This window comes from Paenibacillus sp. F024, assembly GCF_057814255.1.
Genome location: NZ_JBVASZ010000008.1, coordinates 147,846 through 166,782 on the forward strand (window position 1 = coordinate 147,846; position 18,937 = coordinate 166,782).

Sequence of the window (18,937 nt, forward strand, 5' to 3'; positions counted from 1 at the left end):
GCATAATAACAAGCTAAGCCTTAAGGACCGCGGCTGCGGCTCTTAAGGCTTAGCTTGTTTTTGTCTTTTTTCTGTACTTAAGGATGATGCGGACCAGTATAACGGCCAAGAGTGCTCCAATGGAGTCGATCCCAACATCGCCCCATGATGCTCTGCGCTCAGGAATAAAGCTTTGATGGAATTCATCAATGGCTCCGTATCCGGAAGCCAATAGCCAAGCCATGATAGGGGCTTTCCTGGAAGGCTGAAGGGCCAATAGAACAAATATCGCCAAAGCTCCGAAGGCTAACAAGTGAGTCGATTTTCTTACAGCCAAATTGAGGATTTCCAAGCTTTGTTCCGAGGCACTCGTTGTTTTCTCTATGATGTCCTGAGTATTTTGGCCGGTAGACCATGGGGAAGCCGTAAAAAGGTAAATCATAGAGCACCAAAGGATCGCAGCGGCACACCAAAACCCACGTTTTTGCAACCTTTGCACCTCACTTTACAATCATTCTACGCAATATACATAAACCTTCGTCCGATATAAATCCTTGCACGTGACCACCCGTTCAGGCCGCCATCCGGGCAATGCAAAACAAACACTGATGATTCGTGCACCCGATGTCAATCGGTTGCCCAAGATCAAGCTTAGCCGCTTCATCGCGCCGGGATACAAGTAGCAGACGACCACATCCGCCCTCTCGTACGGGTAGGTGTAAATATCGCCTTGAATCAACGTCATGCGTTCCCGGGAAGCCGCTGTGTATCCCGGAGCAAAACAAAAGGCGAATCGGGCGATGGCACGAGACACCCACAGAGGTATGGGTGAATTTTCAATCCCGATGAATCGTTGTACAGGACAACGCCGTAGGATATGCAGCGCTAGTGTCCCCCATCCCGAGCCCGCTTCCACAATCGTATCTCTGCGACTGAGCCGGCAAATCTCATCCGCTACCGTACGGCGAACCGGACCCGATGAAGGCATCGGGGATATCCCGTTTCTCCAGCTGACATATACGATGGACACCACTACGAGAAATACAACCGTTACCAGCAGGACGGAGAAGATCGGATAAAGAAATTCGCTCATTCCATCTATCTCCAGCTTCCTATAGGAACCCCTTTTGTATAGGTTTCCCCGTCATGTATCTATCCAGAATTTGCAGCAAAACCGGGGTTTGAACGGGTTTGCTGATATAATCATTCATGCCTGCGGCCAAGCATTTTTCCCGATCTCCCTTTAAAGCATTTGCCGTCACAGCAATAATCACAGGGGAGTTCTTCGGTGGCAATGCCGCTCTTATCGCTGTTGCAGCTTCCAGACCGTTCATCACAGGCATATGGAGATCCAAAAAAATGATATCGTACGGCGCATTGACGGCAGCTTTGAACGTTTCTTGTCCATTTTCAGCAACGGTCACGGAATGTCCTTGCTTTTCAAGTATTTTTCTTAATACGAGCTGATTGATATAGTTATCTTCACCAATAAGAATCTTTAGCCCCGTCGGCGACTTATTCTCCAACAATTCAGACCGTACTGTATTTTGAAAATGTTGATCTGCTTTAAGACAGACAGTGAAAACGAAGGTTGTGCCTGGCGTATGCTTAGGTTCGACCCAAATCTGCCCTCCCATCAGCTCTACAATCTTTTTACTAATGGGCAGGCCTAACCCTGTTCCTTCAAATTGGCGATTCATAAAATGATCGACCTGATAAAAAGGGTCGAACAAATATTTTATTTTATCCGCCGGTATTCCAATTCCGCTGTCGTCTACAATAAATTGAAGATTCACCTTCTCGTTTTCTTGCAGCAGCGTTTTGACCGATATCGAGAGACCGCCGTTCAACGTGAACTTAATGGCATTGCCGATCAGGTTGAGCAATACCTGTTTCAATCGTCCGAAATCGCCGATCAGGCTCTCCGGAACATTTTGGTCCACAGAAATCGTTATTTGCAAATTCTTTTCATTCGCTTTAGACGCCAAGACATCCACCGCGTCTGCAATGCAAGTCCTCACATCAAAAAACACTTCGAGTAATTCCGTCTTGCCCGCCTCGATTTTTGAATAATCCAAAATGTCGTTAATGATGCCCAGCAGTGTGTCTCCGCTTTTGCGGATGATTTCAACATATTCTCTTTGCTCCGTATCCAAATCGGTCGTTTCCAATAAATCGGCCATACCAATAACCCCATTCATTGGGGTACGGATTTCGTGGCTCATGATCGCAAGAAATTCGCTTTTTGCTTTATTGGTATTTTCGGCCGCTTCCTTTTCAATCAGCAATTTCTTCATTTCCGTAATGTCTTTGGCAATAATATAAAAACCGACATTTTCGTTATGAATAATGATTGGAGCTATCGTGGTTAAAACTTCAACCCCATGACCGTCTCTATGTATAATTCTGTTTATATTCTTTTCAATGGAAGCATCGTGCCGTGAGTCTGAAAGGATTTTTTTTATGACGGTCTCATCCACATTAATAAATCGAGAAAAATTCAACCCGGCCACTTCTTGGATCCGGAAGCCGATCAGGGTTTCCGCCATGGCATTGCCGTGCACGATATTTCCTTCCATATCCAGAGAAATGATGGCATCGTGATTATATCTTTTTAATGAAGTATATCTTTCAATCGCCTCATGCAGTTTCTGTTCCGCCACTTTATTTTTCGTAATATCAATGAGATGGACTATACAGTATAGCGGTGTACCGGCAAATTCATCACGGACAAGGGTAATATGCAGTGAAGTCCAAACCACATGACCGTCTTTTTGAATACAACGCTTCTCCAATGCAACCGATGTCGAATCACCGTTCAACAAAAGCTGCAGATGATCTGTAATTTTAGTGACATCTTCCGGATGAGTAACATCACGAAATGTCAGCTTCAAAAGCTCCTCTTCGGTATATCCCACAATATGACATAATGCAGGGTTAACTTTCATCCATAACCCTTCCATTGACAGCAGCGCAATACCAAAAGGCGAATAAGTGTAGAGATGATCGAAGAATGAACGATCGTCAACCTGCCTGTTGAACATAGTAACCCTCCATTTGCATACTTACTCTATCATAACATTTTTGCCATTAAGCGTAACACATACATTACAAAAACCATTCTCTCTTTTTTATTCAACCACGGAGCAGGCCCTTAAACTCTCCGGGCAATCTAATATAAAAAAAGCAGATTGCCCTTTAAGCAATCTGCCTCGCATTATTTTTGTGCGACGATAAGATAATGCTGATCTGTAGGAAAAGTCAAACTTACGATTTTGAATCCATGCTCTTCAAACATTTTTTTCATATCGTCTGATTGAATACGGTGATGAGACGGAGGTCCCTGCTCCATCGGTTTCTTTTCCCATTCCAAGCATAAGACGAGCCCATCCGGTTTCAATACCCGATGAATTTCCTGCATTCCCTTAGAGAGAGGATCCACCTCATGCAGCACCAGAGAGGCAATCACTTTGTCCACCTGGTCATCCTCCATTGGAATATTCTCAATGACGCCCTCTATGAACTCCAGGTTGCTTAAGCGCTGCTCATGGCTGCGCTGCTTCAGGACTTCAAGCATCTGCTCTTCTACATCCAGAGCATACACCTTGCCGGAGGTTAGAGCGGCTGCAGGTAACGTAAAGTATCCGATTCCCGCCCCCAAGTCCAACACATGGTCCGTATCCTTGATTTCGAGCAAAGACAGGATTTTCTCAGGGGGAAACGCCTTTCTGCGTTCCGGATTGTCCAGCTTTGCCATCTTGGCCGGATTAAACCGACGTTCGGACATGCGATCTCTCTCCTTTACTTGCGTATTTGACTTTACTTTACCTTACTTTACGTTATTTCGAAAGCTTTCCGCTCCAGGCGCTGACGCCTCCTTGCAAATGAGCCAGCCGGGTATAGCCGTTCTTCCCCAATATACGTGCCGCGTGTTTACTTCTCATCCCGCTTCTGCAGTAAAGAAAGAGATCCCGGTCCTTTGGAATTTCAGCCAAGCGCCGGTTGAACTGCGATAAGGGAATATTTTGGGCGCCAGGGATGAATCCGCTTTTGAACTCATCCGGCTCACGAACATCAATCAGCATCCGGTTGGGAGAGCCTTCTATTTCTTTGTGAAATTCATCATCCTTTAAGGTTTTAAGACCCTTGGCCGGACCAAACCTCGTATAAGCAAACCAAAGAAGTAAAACAACAAAGAGGATATTAATCAAAGTACTGCTGTCCAATGGTGATCATCCCACTTTCTTTATCGGCTTTTTACTAACAATTCAACAGCTTCCTTCACCATCATGCCCGTGTCTTTTCCTTTTTCCTTCTCCTCAATAATGCATTGCTCCAGATTGACGGCGACGATGTAAGCCATCGCTTTATCCGCGGCGCTGCGTACAGCGGAAAGCTGTGCCACGACCTCCTTGCAATCCTTGCCTTCCTCCATCATTTTCAAAATACCGCGAACTTGTCCTTCCATGCGTTTGACCCGACGAAGCACGCTTTCATCATATTTCACCATTCCATTTCCCTCCATTCCTCTCCTGTCCTGGTATTTGATGTCTCAATGTGACATTAAGAGCAATACTTCCTTCCCAGTGCATACAACTGAGAGAAGCCATTCGTTTTGAGTACACGGGCGGCTTTTATACTTTTGCGGCGGCTATCCGCCAGGATCAGGATGGGCTCCTCCGGTGAAAGCTCCTTTCTCCAGACAAACGGCAACCGGCCTAACGATATATTAATCGAACCCGGGTAGTGGTTTTTCCGATAGTCTGCCGCATCCCTCACATCGATAATTTTCAACGTCGTCATTTCTTTTCGTGCCGCCTCCAGCATCCTTGAATCTACGAAGGATAGCCCGTTTACAGGCCAGACACTTCTTATGATCCATAGCAATCCTAGGGCCAACAGCACCAATAAAATAGACACTTTCCTTCCTCCTTGCCAAAGCTTCCGCCGCCGCTTCAGATCTCAAGATCCATTCGCGGCGGCGGCTTGCATCCAACTGAACTCGTATTATCCTGCCATTACGATTAAATAAACAGGTTGACTTTAGCGTTGGCGGCATCTCCCAAATAAGCAGCGACCCCTGCATACTCCAAGCCATCGATTAACTCTTCTTGCTGTAAACCAAGCAAATCCATCGTCATCGTGCAGGCTACTAATTTAACCCCTTGCTCTTGAGCCAGCTCAATCAGCTGCGGGAGCGTTAAAGCATTGTGCTTTTTCATCACATGCTTGATCATTTGAGGACCCGCTCCTGCGAAATTCATTTTGGACAGCCCTAATTTATTGGCTCCCCGCGGCATCATCCATCCGAACGCTTTCTCAAGAATACCCTTGTTTGTTTTCACGACCTCATCTTTACGAAGTGTATTTAATCCCCAGAAGGTAAAAAATATCGTCACATCGTGATCGTAAGCCGCGGCTCCGTTAGCAATAATGAAAGCCGCGATCGCCTTGTCCAAATCACCGCTGAATAATACGATCGTTGTTTTTTCTTTCGTTTCGATCATTCTCATCTCCCCTTAACCGACAAAGTACTAATACCCCTATAGGTAATATAAAACGTGCGTCAAAGATTTGCAATCATAAGAAGCCAGGTATCGATTGCCATATCTTACTCATTTGCTTTTCTCATAAACTACTGTACGAAACCTAAACAAGATGATAAAATATTTCCAAGTAAATTCATATGAAATAGGTGGTTTATATGGTTTCTTTCCTTAAAAAGCTGTTTGCCAACACATGTCCCGAATGTCATGAAGCTTTATCGGCTGAGAGCCATGCTCTAGGCTATGTCAAAGTATGTCCGCAGGGCCATTATAAAGAAGAAACGTACAGCGCACTTGAAGTTAAAATCACTTATTCGGATTTGAAATAAGCGAACACACCGGGATGTGCTCGCTTATTTTTTGGTGTCCCGCCTTTACACTTTTCTCACATAAAATGTATAGACGCCGTTTTCTTCCTCGTGTTTAATCAGCTCATGTTTGGTTTGCTTGACCCAAGCCTGGAAATCATTCACCGAGCCTTTGTCCGTAGAAAGCACCTCCATAATTTGTCCGGCCTCCAAGCCGTCCAACGCTTTTTTCGCCTTGACTATAGGCATCGGACACGCCATTCCTTTGGTATCAACAACAATATTCGTTTGCATAGTTTTATTCCTCCTTATTTATCGTGAATCGCGCAGCGGTTAGGGCCAATTTCCATTTCACGCTGTTCTTCGTCCGTCGGTTGAATTTTGCCCATATTGGTTTGACGGATTTCCTGATAGGAATTTGGATGCTGCGGCAGGTTGCCGGTAACCGCGCGTCTGAATTCCGCTTCATCCGGAATGTTTAACCCCGGGTTATTTTGGTACAGGTCTCCCAAACGGGCGGCTACTTTTCCGCCTTCACCCAGCTCGGATATTTTTCCAAAGTGGGCAGGAAGCACGATTAAATCGTCGGACAATGCTTTGTAGCGGCTGTATAGGGTATGACGCAAATCCCCGACCCAATCCTCGGCTTTCCCCGCCAGGTCCGGACGGCCAATCGATTCGATAAATAAAATGTCTCCGGTCAGCAAATACTGATCGTCTACGATAAGCGACGTACTCCCAATCGTATGGCCCGGCGAGTATACAGGTTGAATTTTAATTTGTGTGTTGCCAACCGTAATCTCTTTGCCGTCCTCAAGCTTTTCGTAATCGAATACGACTTCGGCCGCGTCTTTCGGAGGCAGCCAGTAGGTTGCTCCTGTTTTTTCCGCCAGAACTCTTCCTCCGGAAATATGATCTGCGTGCAGGTGGGTGTCGATCGTGTGTTTTATCGTCAGCCCGTTTTCTTTCGCGAAGCTTTCAAACACGTCGGTCATTCTAAGCGTGTCGACTACGGCTGCATCGCCATTGGAAACGACCATATAGGATAGGCAGCCTTTGCCGATACGGACGAACTGGTAAATCGAACCGCCATCCTTCAAATCGCCGATCTTGACCGGCTCCAAATACTCGCTCCAGGACTTCATCCCGCCTTCAAGGTAATAAATAGGACTCCGGCCCGCTTCTGCCAGCTGTTCGGCAACAAATTTGGATGAGCCTTCTTTGGCACAGACAACAAGAACCGGTTTGCCTTCCGGAATCCGCCCCAGAACGGAGTCGTCTACTCCCTCCAGCAATTCAAAATATGGAATATTGATGATTTCGATGCTTTCCCCTTCCATTTTCCAATCGTTAAAATCGCTTTCGTTGCGGACATCCAGAATAAACAGTTCTTTCTTATCGAGGACGTATCGTGCCGCTTCTTTCGCCGTCATTCCCAATATATAGGTTGTCGTAGTCATGCTCCCAATCCCCCTTTAATTAGAACGTTAAAGTTACGTTGGCATCCTTTGCGAAATCCAGGAAGGTTACGGCCCCGCCGACCTCGATGCCATCAATGAAATCTTCTTTTTTCAGATTCATCACATCCATGGTCATTTGGCAGGCGATAATTCTAACCCCCATATCTTGGGCCATGTGAACCAGCTCTGGAATAGATGGTACGTTAGCGTTTTTAAATCCTTCTACAAAATGCTCTTTCCCCGCGGGCAGCGGCAGCTGCCGGTATCCCTGTTTATGAATGAGATTAAGCCCTTCAAAGGTGAAGAATATAGCAACTTCGGAATCGGTAGCGGCCGATGCCGTTGCAATGTTGAATACCTTATAGGCGTCGAACAATCCGCCGCTGCTGGCAATCATTGCGACTTTCGTTGACATAGGTTAATTCCCCTCCGTGTTATGTTTTATTGATTTTTCTCGGTCGGACCGGTCCAGCCGGACATACCGGGCGTCACATTTCTTACGTTTTTAAAGCCTTTATCGGCAAGCAGCTGGCAGGCCATATCGCTTCGGGCTCCCGTGCGGCAAACCACATGTATTTCCTGCTCCGGGTTCAGCTCGCTCAGGCGGTTTTCCAACTCGCCCAATGGAATGGATATTGCTCCGGGAATCCGATGAAAAGCATATTCCGCAGGCTCGCGCACATCCAACACCAACGGGTTCTCATTGGATTCCAGCTTTTTCTGAAGCTCCTCATTGGTCAATGCATGCGGAAATTTCGTTTCTTCCTTGACTTCATTCGGGTTGGCTTTACGCAGGTAATGCTTCAATACCTCTCCTTCATGAATGGTTCCCAAATATTGATGCCCTGTATTCTTCGCCCATCCCTGAATATCTGCCAATGAACCTTTATCGGTAGCCTGCACTTCAATGACTTGACCGGAATTCAATTGATCCATGGCTTTTTTCGTTTTGACAATGGGCATCGGACAAGCCAGTCCTTTGCAATCCAATGTTAGATCGGCTTGAATCGCTGACGGTGTCGACATGCTTAAAACCTCCATTTTGGATTTATATTTCGTAGTAATAGAATCTGTAATACTTATACCCCTATAGGTATTATAATAGCTAAATTTTTTTGACTTGTAAACATCTACTGATTTTTAAGGCTTAGTAATCCACTTCTCCAGTCCACTCCATCATGCCGCCTGGCATGTTAGTCACCTTGTAACCTAAAGACTCCAGCATTTCGCAGGCCAATCCGCTCCGATTGCCGCTGCGGCATACAACGATGAATTCTTTTTGAGGATCCAGCTCCGTGTGCCGTTGGCCAAGCAACCCCAATGGTATATGCTTAGCGCCGCGGATATGCCCGGATTCCCATTCGCTATCTTCCCGAACATCAAGGATATTCAAGGATTCTCCTTGGGCCAGTCTTTGTTTTACTTCTTGAGGCAGCATCGCTTTTGAATATTTACCCGCCAATGTGAATCACTCCTTATTTAATCAAAATATCGATCCAGATCTTAACTACGGTAGCTGTAATTAAGCCGGCCAAAATCCATTGAAGCACCTTTACGTTCATTTTTTGTCCGGCTTTAGCTCCAATCGGAGAAGCCAGGATACTGGCAATCACCATCACAATGGACGGAATAAGAAGCATATGTCCGCCCATGACTTTTCCCACCGTTGAGCCTATCGACGAAATGAATGTAATCGCCAGAGAAGAAGCGATGGCCACTCGTGTAGGAATTTTCAATACGACAAGCATGATGGGGACGGTAATAAAAGCCCCGGCCGCGCCAACAATGCCTGAAAGTGTACCTACGATCGCAGCCGATATAGAAGCCACGGGAACATTCAATCGGATACGAGAGTAATCTTCGCTATCGCTTCCTTTTTTCGGAAGAAACATCATGATCGCCGCGGCCAAGGCCATAATGGCGTAGGTCAGGTTGATCGCGGAATCGGGAAGAAACTTGGATCCATATCCCCCGATGAAGCTTCCAACAGCAATGGGAGCACCCATATAAAGGACTAATTTTTTATTAATGAGATTCCCTTTCCGGTAAGCAAAAATTCCGGCTAATGTAGCGAAAAAGACCTGTACTGCACTAATCGCAGATACTTCTTGAGCAGTATATGCCATAAAGCCGAAAGCCGGCGGAATGTACAGCAGCATCGGATATTTGATGATCGACCCGCCAATACCGACCATTCCGGAAATAAAAGAACCTAAGAAGCCAATCACAAAAAGAGTAATGATCAAGCCGAAATCAAGCTCCATAACTCACACCTTTCCCTGAATACTATGCAAAAAATGTGACCTTCTAACATGACTGGGACTCACTCATTTTTAACAAAGCATAGTGTCATATCCGAAGCTTTAACCATCTCCTTTAAGTAGTTTGTACATATACCCCTATAGGTATATATGATATGCTGTAAATGTCTTTCTGTCAACCATCTTCTCCTCAGATACAAAAAGCTTCCCGGCAACAGACCAGGAAGCTTACGATCGTTGAAATCCTGCACCCACATTCACGTACGGATAAATAACAAAATGATTCCTATGATGAAAGCTATAAGCACAGCCCAACTCACAACAGCAATCCAAATCCCTGAGTTTCCATCTTTGGTTTCCATTTGGTTCACTCCATATGTTTGATTTAGTTTTAACCTCCCCAAAAACCAGGTAAATATGCGAAAAATATTCATATCACTATAAAAAAGCAGACTGCCGGTCAATCGTCAGCCTGCTGCTCCGGAAATTCTGATGGATTAATGTATGTTGGGGAAGCATAAAACTAAAACCCTAACAAAATCAGGACTAGAACAACCATAAATACATCTACAAGTCCCAAACTTAAGTACATCACCCATATGGTTAATCCAGGGGAATGAAAGCTGCCGTTATTAATGGTGGTTCGTTTGATGAAATAATCTCGGGTTGCACAGGTTAGAATCAGCCCTCCAATGATAACAGAGCCCACTCCAATTCCGGCCGCGATCTCATGCCCCACGTAAGCAAACTCGCTTGTCCGAAATACAACTCCGGCAGCTAAAAATCCCAAGCCTACCACCGCAATGGCTGTTCGCACCCACGCAAGGAAGGTACGCTCATTGGCCAGATGCTGCTGAATAAACTGTGAATCCGTTGTTGTCTTATTGCGCTCGATGGGCGTCACACCTTGCTTTCCTTCAAAGCTTAGGGATGCACCTATTATATCCATCATCCCGACATTTATTTTGCAAAGCCCATCATCGGCCATGATCAAGGCAGGACAACGGAGCCATGCCAGTTATTCATACCCCCTTTTACATTTACCAGCTTTTCATAGCCCTGTTCTTTTAACAGCTCGGCAGCTTGCATGCTTCTACTGCCGCTGCGGCATATGACAACGATCTCTTTATCTTTTGGCAGTGCACTGTAGGTTTCATTTAATGTGCTGAGCGGCATATTATTCATTCCGGCAATGTGACCTGCTTTAAATTCCTGCTCCTCGCGAACATCAATAAAAATGACCTCCTCCGAGCTAGCCTTCGCCATTCGTTCTTCCAATTCAACATTGGTGATCTGCCGGATTTCCGGTGCCGGCAGCAGATTATACCCTAGAACCCCCAGGGCAATAACCGCAATAAGGAGAAATCCCCAACTCTTCCTTAGCATATTTGTTTTACCCCCTTGGCTATTCTATACTTCACTGTAAAATACAACATACACATACCACTATATGTATAATAATACCACATCATTCCTGAATGAGGCCAAGGTTAAATGAAAAAGTAATACTTAGTACCCATAGCGGCTGTGGTTTCAAACCGCTATGATCTCAAGAAAAAACGGCCGATTCCAATCGATTTTATTTCGTTGAACATTGTGATTTCCCCTACTATAATAAAATCTATGGGTCTAAGATTCGAATAAAGATCTAAGATTGCTTAGTTCCTAGCTATCGTAATAAGCGGCTGTTCCTTACGAACATGGCCGCTTTTTTTAGAAACCCTACTTAGGCAATGATCTTTTGAAAAAAACTTATTCCCATAGAAAGGTATGATCGAAAATGATTTTATGGAAATGGCGTATGCTCCTATTTTCCATCATTATTTATGTCTTATGTACCTCATTCCTGGTCGTACCCTCCTTTGCTGAGCCTGCGAATCAAAAGAACGGCAACGGAAACATCCAAAACGATACAACCTCCAACCGGGTGCTCCAAGGAGAACAAGAGCTTAAACTTGCCCAAGAAACGAATAACCTGGAAGGGATAATAAAAGCCTATTTAAAGATCGCAAGAGCCCAAATTCAATTAACAGAGCACGAACAAGCAAGAGAAAATCTGGGGAAGGCTTTGGAGGCCGCCGAAACGCTGGATTCTAAGTCTTTAAAGGGAGTTATTTATGACATATTAGGGACTTCGTATTTATACCAAAACATGTACGATCTAGCCATGGAATCCATGCTTAATGCATCAGAGCTATTTACAGCCGTAAACGACCCATTCAATATGTCTCGTGTAAATTCAAACATTGGTAGAGTACAATATAATTTAGGATATTATGATATGGCCATTGAGTATTATGATAAAGCCATTCAATTAAAAGGAAACGATGATCCGACAGGGCTTGTATTGACGCTTTATCATTATAGCAACGCTCTTCGTGAAAAAGGGGATCTGGAGGGAGCCGCAAAGAAAGCAGAGGAAGGTTTAGCGCTGGCTGAGAAAATTAACTTTTTACCCGGCGTAGCCCACAACTATTTATCTTTGGGCAATACCCAGCTCAAGCGGGGGAACTTAAACCATGCCAATGAATATTTCATCATGTCATATGATTTACTTAAAAAACTCGGCGATTTAAATGGAACGATTTTCCCTCTGATGTCACAAGGCGAGGTATACCTGAGAATGGGCAACTATACGGGAGCCCAAAGAGTATCTTTAGAAGCTCTCCAGCTAGCCCAATCGTCCAATAAATGGACAGAGTCCAGCCAAATTTACATAACATTAGCAAAGGCAACCGATAAAATGGGGGATTCTCCATCGGCTATGGCCTATATGAATCAAGCGATAGAGACATATAAAAAAGGCTTTGACCAGCAAATGTCCCAAACCACATTGGCTCTTCACAATCGATATGATTTCACCAATAAACAAAAAGAGATAGAACTCCTCAAAAGCGAGGCATTATTGAAACAAGAAGAGATCAGACGAACCATATGGCTCTTATGGATTTTAGGAATTGGATTACTGTTAGGCCTAACCTTCACGCTCCTCCTCTACCGTCAAGTACAACTGAGAAAAAAGAAGGAAGCTGAAATTAAGGAAGTCACTCGTTTACTTGAGGAAGCAAATCAAAAACTCACCATCCAGGCCCGTACTGATCCACTTACCGGATTGCCGAACCGAAGGGTTTTCGAAGAAACCTGCGAACAAATTTTGAATACAAATAGGCCCATATCCGTCGCTATGCTAGATGTCGATTACTTCAAACAATTTAATGATTATTACGGTCATTTATCCGGAGACGAATGTCTAATAAACATCGGACGTGTTTTAAATGAAGTGTTTATAGCTCCCCATATCGCTGCACGCTATGGAGGGGAAGAGTTTTCGATCTTAATACACGGCGGCAAGGAAGAGGCTCTTTCACTTATGCAGCAATTAAGGAAGCGTATATTAGATTTAAACATTGAACATCAAAAGTCCCCTTATGGAATCATTTCAACCAGCGCAGGCATTACTTTTACGGATAACTCCTTCGTTCCTTCCACAGAACAGCTGCTAAGACTGGCCGACATTGAGCTATATAACGCTAAAGCGAATGGAAGAAATACCGTATCGTATCAAGGTGAAATTCAAGCCAGCGAATTTGTTGGTACGCGTAATTGAGCACCTTTAATAAAGCCAAGGCTAAATGAAATCATGATCATGTCGTTAACCATCTATTATCACTTTTCTTCTTACCAAGAGAACGGGATTAGCGAGAGAATCCCCTACAGGACAGACCCCTTCGATAAAGCGCACGAACTCCTCCAGCCGTTCCCTCGATGCATCAGCTCGAACATAAACGTCGTAGCGGATTTCCAAATATCCGCTGCGCACCTCAGACAAGCCTTTATAGCCGTCGCTGTCGATATCCCCTTCCAGTTCAACGCGATAATCGTCCAAAGGGATACCGAATTTCTTCGCATAGGCTTGGGCCACAATGGATTGGCAGGCTCCCAAAGCGCACAATACCAGCTCCGCCGGGGTCATTCCCATATTCGTCCCGCCAAGCGACACGGGCTCATCGATGGTGATTTCAAACGTTCTTGAGGCAGCCTTCACTCTCATTCCTTGCTGCAGCTGAGCCTCCGCTTTACATGTCCGAATTGCCATAGTCTCATAGTCTCCCTCCGGCCATTCTAGTATTTGATCAAGGCGGTTCCCCATACTAAGCCTGCTCCGAATGCCGTCATCAAAATCGTATCCCCCCGGCGAATTTTCCCATCCTTTACCGCTTCGTGAAAGGAAACCGGTATGGTTGCAGAACAGCTGTTTCCATAATTGCCAATGGTCTTGACCACTCTCTCTTCAGGAAAATGAAGATGACGCGCAACGGCATCGATGATGCGTTCATTCGCTTGGTGCGGAATAAACCAATCGACTTGATCGATGCCGTACCCGCTTCTCTCCAATATTTCTTTCGCCCCCGTTGTCATGGCCTTTACAGCCGCCTTGAATATTTTCCCGCCATCCATGACCATTTTGGATTTATAATCCTCCGAAACCGGATGCCTGCTGCCCCCGCCCGGGACATATAAATGCTCGAAAGCTTCCCCGTCGGCATGAAGCGATGTCGAAAGGATGCCGCCCCCGTCGTGCTCCATGCTTCGGGATACGATAACCGCTCCTGCGCCGTCACCGAAAAGGATGCTCGTATAGGGGTCGGAATAATCGGTTAAACGGGTTAATGTATCCGCACCAATGACAAGAATATTCCGATGCATCCCCGTTTTAATATATTGCTCGGCAATTTGCAGCGCGGACAGAAAGCCGACGCAGGTGGAATGAACATCCATTGCGCCGATATGGCGGCAACCGAGTTTATGCTGGATTTGGCAGGCCACTGGCGGAAGAATATGATCGGGCGTTTCTGTAGCAACAAGAATCATGTCCATGTCAGAGCCGATCATGCCAGCGTCATTAAGAGCATCCAACGCAGCCAGATAAGCTAGATCCGACGTGGCTTCCGTCACACCGGTGACCCTTCTCTCCCGGATTCCGGTTCGGCTGACGATCCACTCCGCTTCTAAAGAAATACGCTTGTTTAAATCTTCGTTGGTTAAACGTCCCGGCGGCAAATAAGCGCCGATCCCTCTGATCACGGCTTTGTACATCACGGCATTCACCCCGCAGCTGTTTGGATTCCTTTCAACGCGCCGGACATTTGAACGATTTGATAAGCTAAGCCTTCGATTCTTTGCCGCACGGAAGGATCAATGACTTCATGCCGTTCGTTAAAATGCTCCCGATGCGCATACACATATTCCGGGGCCACATAAGCCCTGAAGTACCCCGCAATCGGCTTCAGCTGGTTCTCAATCACCAGGAAGTGCTGATAGGTCCCGCCGGTGGCGGCAAAACCGATGACCTTATTTCTAAAAGCGTCCGGAGGCAGCAAGTCAAACAAATTTTTAAGCGGAGCGGCCATCGACGCCTGAAAGACAGGTGTCCCGATCACAAAGCAGTCTGCCGATAAAACGGCTGCTATAGCCTTTTGCGTATCCGGGTTATATGCAGTCGGATGACGGCCGTCGCAAAACTGCACCTCATAGTCTCTTAAATCCAACATTTCCGTTTCCAACCCCTGCTCCAACAACGCAGCGTGTTTAACGACCTCTCTCACCACAGAGCTTGTTTTCTCTCCAATAATGGTCCCCGAAATCCCGAGCAGCTTCATCCTGGCTCTCATCCTTTCCGCTTTTTGGTTCAGCCTTGACCAGCCGGTCATACAAATGCGTTTTCATTCGCCGCATAAACGGCCTGCTTCTTGCTGCGGCCGTCATTTCAGGCTGAAAGGCCTGCAGCATATAAGGCTCCTCCGGGGACACCGTTGCCTCCAAAGCGGCCTGCCGGTGCAGGAACAGCATGCTTCCGGAAAAACCCGCAGGCACGGCACATGCCAGAACCGCATCGTTCTCGAATGCCCAAATGCGCTTCATCCAGGTTTCGCTGTCATGCCGGCCTGAACCGCTGATGGCAATGATATCCGCCCCTTGTTTAGCCAATACGCGATAAGCTTCCGGGTAATCGGCATCCCTACCGGTTAATAGGCCCACTCTCCCAAAAGGAAGCTCGAAGGTGCGAAATCCGGTCCACCCTTGATTCCGGTTATGATGCACTTGCTTATAGGTCCCGACCACTCCTTCAGAACCGACCAGGTGCATGGAACATTCTCCCGAATCACTTGCCAGGACGCTCAAGGCGATATAGCCTTGGGATAACCCGGCTAACCGTTGAAGCTCGTGTAAAAGCTTTTCTGCCGGATCCGTTCCGTGTGTTACTGTACGGATCTCAGGAAGGACATATAAACAGTTGGAGGTCGTTAAACGCGCTTGAACCCCATCCAACAAGCGGCTTAAACGAAGGATACTTTGCGATTCGCCTTCCTTCATGTCTAAGGGAAGTACAACAACTTCAAATGGAGACCGTTCTCCGATTTGACGCGTTTCCCCTTCCTTCCAAAGATACGGATGAAGCAAAATCTCCTGATAAGCCTCAGGCCTCCGGTCTCTCAGAATTCCCTTTCTCCTATCCGTATGGATTCGAACCGTTCCATAGACAATCCCTTCACCCGATATCAGCGACTCCTGAACAGTCCCATCCGGATCGATAATGGCGCTTCCTCCCGTGAATTGGGCGCCCCGTTCCGTATCCGAGCGGTTCGCGGCAATCCAGTACAAACCGTTCTCCTTCGCCCTCAAGCACCAGGTTTTACTCGGTCCGCCGTTGCCGGTACCTACCCAGTTTGTCGGGAAAGCAATCATGTCCGCTTCTTCTAATGCCGCGATCCGGGCAGGCTCAAAGTACATGGCGTCCATGCAGATGAGCACAGCGATGCTGCCTATGGGGGTGTGAAAGACGGGGATCCCTTCATGGCCTTCCCTGGCCCATCGCGGGTCAGCCGCAAAGAGGTGCGTTTTGCGATAGCTCCCTGCGACACCCTCAGGCCCTATCAGAACTGCGGAGTTATAGTACGCTCCTGTGACGGGGTCGACTTCAGGCAAGCCGACGACGGCATAGCAGTCATACTCCCGGGTTACAGAGCAAAGGGCTTCCGTCGTAGGACCCGGAATCGTTTCGACGAAGGGGGCAATTTCGTCCCGATCCCTCCACACATACCCGCTGGAGGCCATTTCCGGAAATACGGCGAGCCGGGCGCCGTTTGCGGCTGCTTCCCGGAGAAGAGAAGCCATGCGCTCCCTGTTAGAGGACGTATCCCCGAGCAAAGGATTGAATTGAATCGCCGCCGCTTTGAAGCCAGAAGGAATGTTGCCTTCTTTATCCATGCGTAGTCACCACCAAGGAGTCATTCGCCCAATCGATAAGCACCGCTTCCTCCTTACCATTTCCGACGACCACCCGGGTATCCGGGGTCAATTCGCCTACCACGGCCGCGGTTATTCCCTCTTCGGCAAAGATGGAAATGATTTCATCCGTATGCTCCGAATCCGCCGCCAGAATGAAGCCGTAGCCGGGAAACATCTGCAGCCAGCGCTCGAGCTCCACGCCCTCCGGCTTCGGCACATGGTCGATATGGACATAAGCGCCGCAGCCGGCATTTTCCGCCAGCATCGCGAGCGTACCCAATAATCCCGCATTGCTGATATCTCTGGCTGCCACCGCCAAGCCCTTCTCTGCAATAAGAGGCAGCAGCTCCAGTTTACCCATCAATTCGCGGGGTTCTTTTGAACTGGTACAGTCCCACTGCAGGTAATGCTTATAGGGGGCACCGGCCAAATCCACCGCAGCAATCAACGATTGCCCGGCTCTGCCGCTTGAAGCCCGGAGAAGATGTGTGGCTCTTCCTATGATGGCCGTAGCCACTCCTTCGGCTTCATCCGGCAAATAATGCCCTCCGACCATAGGCACGTCCAGCTTGCGGCATCCTTCGGCCATTCCTTGGGCAATCACAGCAGCTGTCTCATCATCCGGCGCGCTTAGCATATTCACCACTGCCAGCGGCCGGCCGCCCATGGCGTAAATATCGCTCACGCTTACGAGCACGGCGCAGTAACCCGCCCAGAACGGGTCGTCCTTCGCCAGTTTGGGAATGATTCCGTCACACGACATCAACAAGTAGCCGTCGCCGTTGGGAAGAACGGCGGCATCATCCCCGATCGGGTCCAGCATAGCGTTCGGATCCCACCGGAACGCTTGCAAAGGGATCTGAATATCCTGTTTTCTGCGAAATCCGGAGAATTCCGCCAGGCGGCGCACAAGCAGACTTAGCTCATTCATTCGACAGCACCCTCCGATAAAAGTGAATGTGATCTCCGGCCGCTTGCCGCCAGGAATAGCGACGGGCCGTTATGCCGGCATTCTTGCGTAAATGGCGGGCCAAACCGGGATCCTCGGTTAACCGAAGCATATTTGCAGCGATGGCCTCCGGATCCAAGGGATCGGAAAGCAGCGCATTATGTTCATGCGTCATAAATTCTTGAAATACTTCAATATCGGAGGCCACAACGGGAGTTCCGCTGGCCATCGCTTCAAGGATGGACAGCCCCCATCCTTCCTTGACGGAAGGCTGAAGATACACATGCGCCAACCGGTATAAAAGCTGGACGGTCCGATCATCCGGAGAGGGAATGATGCGCACGTCCGACCTGATCTCAACAGGCAGGCTGTCCAGTAAACGATGAAACTCAGCGCGATACGGACGGTAATCGAACAAAGTCGCTCCTCCTGCAATGATAAGCACGGCTTGAGGGATGCGTCGTTTCACCTCAACAAAAGCCCGAAGCGTTTCGATTGTATTTTTCCGGGGCTCGATGCCTCCGATGGTCAAGTATACCATTTTCCCCTTTAAGCTATCCCATGTCTCCGTATAGAGTGAGCTTTCATCGAAAGAGAAGAACCGTTCATCCACACCGTTGTGGATCACCGTCGATGAACGGGAATATAGACTTTCCAGCTTCTCCTTCCAGCTTTGGCTGACCGTGATGATGGACTTGGGCTGAAGCACCGATTGATGCTGGCATTCCACTAAGGCCGGGGTAACGAAATCGTCCAAATGATGCACCGTACGAAGAAAGAAGGGGATGAGACCCTTCTTTCTAAGTCTGGTCAATGCATTGGCGCTGATGCAATCCTGCACATGATGAATATCGAATTGCTCCAACCGCTCCTTCTCTAACGCTTCGGTATACGTTTCGATGTAACGAAGGATGCGGCCTTCAAATCCCTCATTTTCCCTGGCTTCAAACGGAAACACGGATGTTTTTGCCCCCACCGGACGGTAAAATTGCTTTGTACCGCTTAAGTCCAAAGCAAAGACCTCAACAAAACATCCCTGTTCCTTCAGCGCCTCCGCCAAGGCCAAAGTGTGTACAACCCCGCCTCTGGGCTTCGTGTTGTAGGTATATAGAGCGACTTTCAGCTTACGCCACATCCTTTCGTT

The 18,937-nt window shown here is 47.3% G+C and carries 24 protein-coding genes; 2 read left to right on the plus strand and 22 right to left on the minus strand.

What is annotated here, in order from left to right; translation table 11 throughout:
- Nucleotides 1-49: 49 nt before the first annotated feature.
- The 8 genes from ACZYR9_RS11005 to ACZYR9_RS11040 all read right to left on the minus strand — a co-directional run bounded on the left by ACZYR9_RS11005 (nucleotide 50) and on the right by ACZYR9_RS11040 (nucleotide 5,486).
- The gene (locus tag ACZYR9_RS11005) at nucleotides 50-469 is read right to left on the minus strand and encodes a VanZ family protein (RefSeq protein WP_488978528.1); all 420 of its coding nucleotides are present in this window, start codon (nucleotides 467-469) and stop codon (nucleotides 50-52) included.
- Between the two features lie 21 nt (nucleotides 470-490).
- Nucleotides 491-1,072 (minus strand): class I SAM-dependent methyltransferase, encoded by a 582-nt coding sequence (locus ACZYR9_RS11010; RefSeq protein WP_488978529.1) that lies wholly within the window; start codon nucleotides 1,070-1,072, stop codon nucleotides 491-493.
- Between the two features lie 19 nt (nucleotides 1,073-1,091).
- Nucleotides 1,092-3,023 (minus strand): PAS domain S-box protein, encoded by a 1,932-nt coding sequence (locus ACZYR9_RS11015; protein ID WP_488978530.1) that lies wholly within the window; start codon nucleotides 3,021-3,023, stop codon nucleotides 1,092-1,094.
- A 173-nt stretch (nucleotides 3,024-3,196) separates the two neighbouring features.
- A complete protein-coding gene (locus tag ACZYR9_RS11020) occupies nucleotides 3,197-3,766 on the minus strand; it encodes a class I SAM-dependent methyltransferase (protein ID WP_488978531.1) in 570 nt (189 codons plus the stop codon).
- Between the two features lie 52 nt (nucleotides 3,767-3,818).
- Nucleotides 3,819-4,205: a rhodanese-like domain-containing protein gene (locus tag ACZYR9_RS11025; RefSeq protein ID WP_488978532.1), complete on the minus strand. Its 387-nt coding sequence runs from the start codon at nucleotides 4,203-4,205 to the stop codon at nucleotides 3,819-3,821.
- Between the two features lie 20 nt (nucleotides 4,206-4,225).
- Entirely contained in the window at nucleotides 4,226-4,489 is a 264-nt protein-coding gene (locus ACZYR9_RS11030; protein WP_488978533.1) for a metal-sensitive transcriptional regulator, read from the minus strand.
- 53 nt (nucleotides 4,490-4,542) lie between these two features.
- Nucleotides 4,543-4,899: a rhodanese-like domain-containing protein gene (locus tag ACZYR9_RS11035; RefSeq protein WP_488978534.1), complete on the minus strand. Its 357-nt coding sequence runs from the start codon at nucleotides 4,897-4,899 to the stop codon at nucleotides 4,543-4,545.
- A gap of 104 nt (nucleotides 4,900-5,003) precedes the next feature.
- Nucleotides 5,004-5,486 (minus strand): DsrE/DsrF/DrsH-like family protein, encoded by a 483-nt coding sequence (locus ACZYR9_RS11040; RefSeq protein ID WP_488978535.1) that lies wholly within the window; start codon nucleotides 5,484-5,486, stop codon nucleotides 5,004-5,006.
- Between the two features lie 197 nt (nucleotides 5,487-5,683).
- Between ACZYR9_RS11040 and ACZYR9_RS11045 the strand changes: the two genes are divergently transcribed.
- The gene (locus ACZYR9_RS11045) at nucleotides 5,684-5,854 is read left to right on the plus strand and encodes a hypothetical protein (RefSeq protein ID WP_488978536.1); all 171 of its coding nucleotides are present in this window, start codon (nucleotides 5,684-5,686) and stop codon (nucleotides 5,852-5,854) included.
- 45 nt (nucleotides 5,855-5,899) lie between these two features.
- Here the strand turns inward: ACZYR9_RS11045 and ACZYR9_RS11050 are convergent, their stop codons facing one another.
- The 8 genes from ACZYR9_RS11050 to ACZYR9_RS11085 form a co-directional block, all read right to left on the minus strand.
- Nucleotides 5,900-6,127, minus strand: a complete 228-nt coding sequence (locus ACZYR9_RS11050; RefSeq protein ID WP_488978537.1) for a sulfurtransferase TusA family protein — start codon at nucleotides 6,125-6,127, stop codon at nucleotides 5,900-5,902.
- A gap of 14 nt (nucleotides 6,128-6,141) precedes the next feature.
- Nucleotides 6,142-7,293, minus strand: a complete 1,152-nt coding sequence (locus ACZYR9_RS11055; RefSeq protein ID WP_488978538.1) for an MBL fold metallo-hydrolase — start codon at nucleotides 7,291-7,293, stop codon at nucleotides 6,142-6,144.
- A gap of 19 nt (nucleotides 7,294-7,312) precedes the next feature.
- A complete protein-coding gene (locus tag ACZYR9_RS11060; protein WP_488978539.1) occupies nucleotides 7,313-7,708 on the minus strand; it encodes a DsrE/DsrF/DrsH-like family protein in 396 nt (131 codons plus the stop codon).
- A 26-nt stretch (nucleotides 7,709-7,734) separates the two neighbouring features.
- Nucleotides 7,735-8,319 carry a sulfurtransferase TusA family protein gene (locus tag ACZYR9_RS11065; protein WP_488978540.1) on the minus strand — a complete coding sequence of 195 codons (585 nt, stop codon included), beginning with the start codon at nucleotides 8,317-8,319 and terminating at the stop codon, nucleotides 7,735-7,737.
- A 121-nt stretch (nucleotides 8,320-8,440) separates the two neighbouring features.
- Nucleotides 8,441-8,755, minus strand: coding sequence for a rhodanese-like domain-containing protein (locus tag ACZYR9_RS11070; RefSeq protein WP_488978541.1), 315 nt, complete (start codon nucleotides 8,753-8,755; stop codon nucleotides 8,441-8,443).
- 13 nt (nucleotides 8,756-8,768) lie between these two features.
- Nucleotides 8,769-9,557 (minus strand): sulfite exporter TauE/SafE family protein, encoded by a 789-nt coding sequence (locus ACZYR9_RS11075; RefSeq protein WP_488978542.1) that lies wholly within the window; start codon nucleotides 9,555-9,557, stop codon nucleotides 8,769-8,771.
- A 520-nt stretch (nucleotides 9,558-10,077) separates the two neighbouring features.
- Nucleotides 10,078-10,458 carry a YidH family protein gene (locus ACZYR9_RS11080; RefSeq protein ID WP_488978543.1) on the minus strand — a complete coding sequence of 127 codons (381 nt, stop codon included), beginning with the start codon at nucleotides 10,456-10,458 and terminating at the stop codon, nucleotides 10,078-10,080.
- A gap of 86 nt (nucleotides 10,459-10,544) precedes the next feature.
- Nucleotides 10,545-10,940, minus strand: coding sequence for a rhodanese-like domain-containing protein (locus ACZYR9_RS11085; protein WP_488978544.1), 396 nt, complete (start codon nucleotides 10,938-10,940; stop codon nucleotides 10,545-10,547).
- Between the two features lie 394 nt (nucleotides 10,941-11,334).
- Here ACZYR9_RS11085 and ACZYR9_RS11090 point away from each other — a divergent pair, with 394 nt between their 5' ends.
- Nucleotides 11,335-13,161, plus strand: a complete 1,827-nt coding sequence (locus tag ACZYR9_RS11090; RefSeq protein WP_488978545.1) for a tetratricopeptide repeat-containing diguanylate cyclase — start codon at nucleotides 11,335-11,337, stop codon at nucleotides 13,159-13,161.
- Nucleotides 13,162-13,206: 45 nt separating this feature from the next.
- Here ACZYR9_RS11090 and ACZYR9_RS11095 read toward each other — a convergent pair whose 3' ends face one another.
- Genes ACZYR9_RS11095 through ACZYR9_RS11120 form a run of 6 tightly spaced genes read right to left on the minus strand, consistent with a single transcriptional unit; the run spans nucleotide 13,207 to nucleotide 18,928 of the window.
- Complete coding sequence (locus tag ACZYR9_RS11095; RefSeq protein ID WP_488978546.1) at nucleotides 13,207-13,650, minus strand: OsmC family protein; 444 nt, start codon at nucleotides 13,648-13,650, stop codon at nucleotides 13,207-13,209.
- Between the two features lie 26 nt (nucleotides 13,651-13,676).
- Nucleotides 13,677-14,651 (minus strand): beta-ketoacyl-ACP synthase III, encoded by a 975-nt coding sequence (locus tag ACZYR9_RS11100; protein WP_488978547.1) that lies wholly within the window; start codon nucleotides 14,649-14,651, stop codon nucleotides 13,677-13,679.
- A gap of 8 nt (nucleotides 14,652-14,659) precedes the next feature.
- Nucleotides 14,660-15,214: an NADPH-dependent FMN reductase gene (locus tag ACZYR9_RS11105; protein ID WP_488978548.1), complete on the minus strand. Its 555-nt coding sequence runs from the start codon at nucleotides 15,212-15,214 to the stop codon at nucleotides 14,660-14,662.
- Nucleotides 15,144-16,823, minus strand: coding sequence for a nitrilase-related carbon-nitrogen hydrolase (locus ACZYR9_RS11110; RefSeq protein WP_488978549.1), 1,680 nt, complete (start codon nucleotides 16,821-16,823; stop codon nucleotides 15,144-15,146). The genes ACZYR9_RS11105 and ACZYR9_RS11110 overlap by 71 nt, the downstream gene beginning before the upstream one ends.
- A complete protein-coding gene (locus ACZYR9_RS11115; RefSeq protein WP_488978550.1) occupies nucleotides 16,816-17,775 on the minus strand; it encodes a sll0787 family AIR synthase-like protein in 960 nt (319 codons plus the stop codon). Before ACZYR9_RS11115 ends, ACZYR9_RS11110 begins: the two co-directional genes overlap by 8 nt.
- A complete protein-coding gene (locus ACZYR9_RS11120) occupies nucleotides 17,768-18,928 on the minus strand; it encodes an MSMEG_0565 family glycosyltransferase (protein WP_488978551.1) in 1,161 nt (386 codons plus the stop codon). Before ACZYR9_RS11120 ends, ACZYR9_RS11115 begins: the two co-directional genes overlap by 8 nt.
- Nucleotides 18,929-18,937 lie beyond the last annotated feature (9 nt).

Bases quoted from the DNA above. Each gene is read 5' to 3' on its own strand.
- ACZYR9_RS11120 (WP_488978551.1), bottom strand. From the start codon at position 18,928: ATGTGGCGTAAGCTGAAAGTCGCTCTATATACCTACAACACGAAGCCC.
- ACZYR9_RS11040 (WP_488978535.1), bottom strand. From the start codon at position 5,486: ATGATCGAAACGAAAGAAAAAACAACGATCGTATTATTCAGCGGTGAT.
- ACZYR9_RS11045 (WP_488978536.1), top strand. From the start codon at position 5,684: ATGGTTTCTTTCCTTAAAAAGCTGTTTGCCAACACATGTCCCGAATGT.
- ACZYR9_RS11075 (WP_488978542.1), bottom strand. From the start codon at position 9,557: ATGGAGCTTGATTTCGGCTTGATCATTACTCTTTTTGTGATTGGCTTC.
- ACZYR9_RS11085 (WP_488978544.1), bottom strand. From the start codon at position 10,940: ATGCTAAGGAAGAGTTGGGGATTTCTCCTTATTGCGGTTATTGCCCTG.
- ACZYR9_RS11065 (WP_488978540.1), bottom strand. From the start codon at position 8,319: ATGTCGACACCGTCAGCGATTCAAGCCGATCTAACATTGGATTGCAAA.
- ACZYR9_RS11095 (WP_488978546.1), bottom strand. From the start codon at position 13,650: ATGGCAATTCGGACATGTAAAGCGGAGGCTCAGCTGCAGCAAGGAATG.
- ACZYR9_RS11050 (WP_488978537.1), bottom strand. From the start codon at position 6,127: ATGCAAACGAATATTGTTGTTGATACCAAAGGAATGGCGTGTCCGATG.
- ACZYR9_RS11110 (WP_488978549.1), bottom strand. From the start codon at position 16,823: ATGGATAAAGAAGGCAACATTCCTTCTGGCTTCAAAGCGGCGGCGATT.
- ACZYR9_RS11055 (WP_488978538.1), bottom strand. From the start codon at position 7,293: ATGACTACGACAACCTATATATTGGGAATGACGGCGAAAGAAGCGGCA.
- ACZYR9_RS11015 (WP_488978530.1), bottom strand. From the start codon at position 3,023: ATGTTCAACAGGCAGGTTGACGATCGTTCATTCTTCGATCATCTCTAC.
- ACZYR9_RS11105 (WP_488978548.1), bottom strand. From the start codon at position 15,214: ATGAAGCTGCTCGGGATTTCGGGGACCATTATTGGAGAGAAAACAAGC.
- ACZYR9_RS11030 (WP_488978533.1), bottom strand. From the start codon at position 4,489: ATGGTGAAATATGATGAAAGCGTGCTTCGTCGGGTCAAACGCATGGAA.
- ACZYR9_RS11100 (WP_488978547.1), bottom strand. From the start codon at position 14,651: ATGTACAAAGCCGTGATCAGAGGGATCGGCGCTTATTTGCCGCCGGGA.
- ACZYR9_RS11010 (WP_488978529.1), bottom strand. From the start codon at position 1,072: ATGAGCGAATTTCTTTATCCGATCTTCTCCGTCCTGCTGGTAACGGTT.
- ACZYR9_RS11020 (WP_488978531.1), bottom strand. From the start codon at position 3,766: ATGTCCGAACGTCGGTTTAATCCGGCCAAGATGGCAAAGCTGGACAAT.
- ACZYR9_RS11090 (WP_488978545.1), top strand. From the start codon at position 11,335: ATGATTTTATGGAAATGGCGTATGCTCCTATTTTCCATCATTATTTAT.
- ACZYR9_RS11060 (WP_488978539.1), bottom strand. From the start codon at position 7,708: ATGTCAACGAAAGTCGCAATGATTGCCAGCAGCGGCGGATTGTTCGAC.
- ACZYR9_RS11115 (WP_488978550.1), bottom strand. From the start codon at position 17,775: ATGAATGAGCTAAGTCTGCTTGTGCGCCGCCTGGCGGAATTCTCCGGA.